General features: G+C 44.1%; 4 protein-coding genes and 1 pseudogene. All 5 read right to left on the bottom strand.

The annotated features are described in order from the left end of the window. Window positions 1-365, bottom strand: a 365-nt coding sequence (locus ACW12G_RS07175; protein WP_455647629.1) for a KUP/HAK/KT family potassium transporter, incomplete at its 3' end; no start/stop codon positions are given. Between the two features lie 138 nt (window positions 366-503). Further along, the gene (locus tag ACW12G_RS07180; protein WP_147001418.1) at window positions 504-983 is read right to left on the bottom strand and encodes a glutathione peroxidase; all 480 of its coding nucleotides are present in this window, start codon (window positions 981-983) and stop codon (window positions 504-506) included. A gap of 26 nt (window positions 984-1009) precedes the next feature. Beyond that, window positions 1010-2062 (bottom strand): 2,3-butanediol dehydrogenase, encoded by a 1053-nt coding sequence (locus ACW12G_RS07185; protein WP_455647630.1) that lies wholly within the window; start codon window positions 2060-2062, stop codon window positions 1010-1012. A 162-nt stretch (window positions 2063-2224) separates the two neighbouring features. Beyond that, window positions 2225-2773: an NADPH-dependent FMN reductase gene (locus ACW12G_RS07190; protein ID WP_147001419.1), complete on the bottom strand. Its 549-nt coding sequence runs from the start codon at window positions 2771-2773 to the stop codon at window positions 2225-2227. A 94-nt stretch (window positions 2774-2867) separates the two neighbouring features. Beyond that, window positions 2868-3334: pseudogene (locus tag ACW12G_RS07195) on the bottom strand (2-hydroxycarboxylate transporter family protein); the annotation flags it as partial.

The raw sequence follows: 3334 nt of genomic DNA on the forward strand, positions 1-3334 counted from the left end.
ACCGTTACCGCAGGCGTTAGCGTCCCGTCCGCTAGGAGCGCTGCCCCACCAATCAACGCAGGAATCAACAACCACTTTTTATTTGTTTCACGTACCCGACTATATAACGCAAAAATACCACCTTCACCGTGATTATCTGCTCGCAGTGCAATCAGGACGTATTTGACAGTTGTAATCAACATCAGTGTCCAAAAGACCAACGACACGGAACCCAGCACAAATTCTTGAATTTGTGCCACACTACGCGCACTGTTGAGAATCGAATTCATCGTATAGAGGGGTGATGTCCCAATATCGCCATAAACAATTCCCAACGCAACTAATGCACCAGCTGAAACCCATTTTGGTGCCTTAACAATAGACATTTTGTTCTACCTCATTTGTTGTATTAATTCTGTATGGCGATAATTATCTCACAAACCAAGCAAAATGCCCACATTTTTTTACGCTCAAACAGCACATAAAAAGCATCTTTCGACTTTAAAAGATGCTTGCAATCACTATTAGGCCAATAATTTTTCGATTTCAGGGATCATCGCTTCTGGTGATGTTGCGGGTGAAAAGCGCTTCACGACATGCCCTTCTTGATCAACCAAAAACTTCGTAAAATTCCACTTAATACGTTGACCCAAGACGTTTTTGGCATGATTTTTAAGATACGCAAAGAGCGGTGCTGTCTGTTGCCCATTCACTGCAATCAATTGATGCATCGGAAAAGACACGCCATAGGTTAAACGACAAGCGGCCGCTGCTTCCTCAGCTGACCCTAACTCTTGCTTAAATTGGTTCGATGGAAAGCCCAACACCACCAAACCTTGCGCTTGATAGGTTTGGTAAAGGGCTTCCAACGCTTCAAATTGCGGCGCATAACCACACTTTGTTGCCGTATTGACAATAATCATTGGCTGACCAGCAAAGTCCCCGAGTGAATACATCTCACCATCTTCTTTTACGGCATTAAATTGATAAATATTATCAGTCATCGGTTCCTCCAATGCTGCACAACGGTCTAGTCTTCTTCTGCTAAGTTCACTAAAATTTTCGCCTGTGACTTATCCGTCGTCAATGACTCAAAACCATCGGTGACAATGTTATCCAATGCAATCATATCGGTAATCACTGGCGCCACATCGATTAGCCCTTGGCTCACCAAATCAACGGTTTGTTGGAAAGTCTCTTTAGAATAAGCAATCGTTGTCGTCAGCTTAACGCCAGCGTTCATTAATTGCATCGGGTCAAAACTAATTGGTTTAGCAAAAATTGACACAATCACCATGGTACCGCGTGGGCGCGTGGCAGCAATCGCTTGTTCAAATGTTGGTTGCACCCCAGCTACTTCAAACGTCACGTCGGCACCACCAGGGATAATGGCTTTAATGGCAGCAATTGTATCGTCAACTTCACTGGGATTCACCACATCAGTGGCACCCATTTCCAAAGCTTTTTCGAGTCGAACTGCTGATAAATCAACAGCCACAATTTTAGTCGCCCCTGCTGCCTTAGCCGCTGCGGCAACCAAAACACCAATTGGTCCAGCCCCAAAGATGACCACTTTTTCACCAAAGCGCAGACCACCTTCTTTAACGGCTTGTACGGCTACGGCAGTTGGTTCAATCGTCGCAGCTAAGGTAAGCGGAAAGTCCTGTGGTAAATGGTACAAGTTAGCTTCTGGGACATTCACATGGGTAGTAAAGCCCCCATCTGTACTCAAACCAATAAAACTATACCCATCATACACATCAACATCATCTGCGACTTCACCCTTAGTGACAGTTGGATTAACTGACACATGATCCCCAACTTTAAAGTCAGTCACGTCAGCGCCAACCTGTTCAACCACCCCAGAAAATTCATGTCCCATGGTTAGCGGTGCTTGACCGCCTGTCAAACCATCCGGTTGTTCAACTGGAATAAAGACAGGCCCCTCCAAATATTCATGTAAATCACTGCCGCAAATACCCGCATAGGCAACACGAATCACAACTTCATTTGCCTTTAACGGTTTTAACGTCACGTCCTCAACACGTACATCCTTTACACCATGCCATACAGCTGCTTTCATGTTCCTGCTCCTTTGCTTGCGTTAACTTATGTTCAGCATCTTTGGCCCCATTATAGCACTTACTGAAAGCGATAACACAAATTTAATATCGACTTGACCACAACCATTATCAGCCAACAAAAAAAGCCGTGACCCTGCGGTCGCGACTTTTCAAATTTAAAATTATGACACAAACTTATCAGCAAATGTGACAAATTGTTGCGCGGCATCAGCCAAGAAGGCCTTTGTATCCGCATTTGTAATTTGACCTGATTCGTCAGCCAATGTGCCAACATTACCGATGTAAAGTTCTGGTTGTTGCAAAGTTGGCATGTCTAAGAAGACCAATGTTTGGCGCAACACGTGATGTGCCAATACGCCAGCAATCCCAGAGATTGATTGTGAGGCAACCAAAGCTGGCTTCCCAGCCCAAACATTTTGACCCCAAGGACGTGAAGCGACGTCCAACGCGTTTTTCAATGCTGCTGGAATACTACGGTTGTGTTCTGGTGTCACAAAAATGAAGGCATCTTGTGCCAAAACGTCATTTCGGAAACGTGTGTAAGCTTCTGGTGAAGCCGCGTCGAAATCTTGGTTATATAATGGTAAATCCGCAATATTAAGGTAAGTAACCTCTGCATCAGCTGGCAAACCAGCAACAAGTGCATCCGCAACACCCTTTGAATATGAATTTTCCCGAATTGAACCAACAATAACACCATACTTAGTCATATGAATTCTCCTATCTTCTTACTATTTATAAGTATAAAGGAAAAACCAATAATTGCAAGTTTTATCTCTAAAGGTGGCTATCAACGGTAACATTTTAACGTAAGAAACGAATTAAGATACCACCAAGAATCAAGACAATGGCGCCACCCATCCGGTTACCCATCTGGGCAAACGCAATCATTTCCATGCGATTGGCAGCTGACAAAACGGCCACGTTTCCAGTACCACCCATACTATTGTCAGCCATGCCCGGCCCGCTGCAATTGCCGCTTCAACAGGATACAAGCCAAATAATTGCCCGATTAACGCACTCGCTAATCCCATCACCACCACACTAGTCAAAACTAACAACACAAACTGCCAAGTCAATGAATGCGCTAACACGTTCAAATCAATCAAGGCTAACCCAATACCGGCCAGCACGGCATGCGTTAAATTCCCCATGATCACTTGATTAAACATCACAACTGAATCTTCTAATGGCTTGGGTACCCAATTAAAGGCTTTAAAAATAATCACTAAAATAATAACAAACGCGTAGGTATGCACTTTTGGTACGAA

The sequence above is a fragment of the Leuconostoc sp. genome (assembly GCF_965300815.1).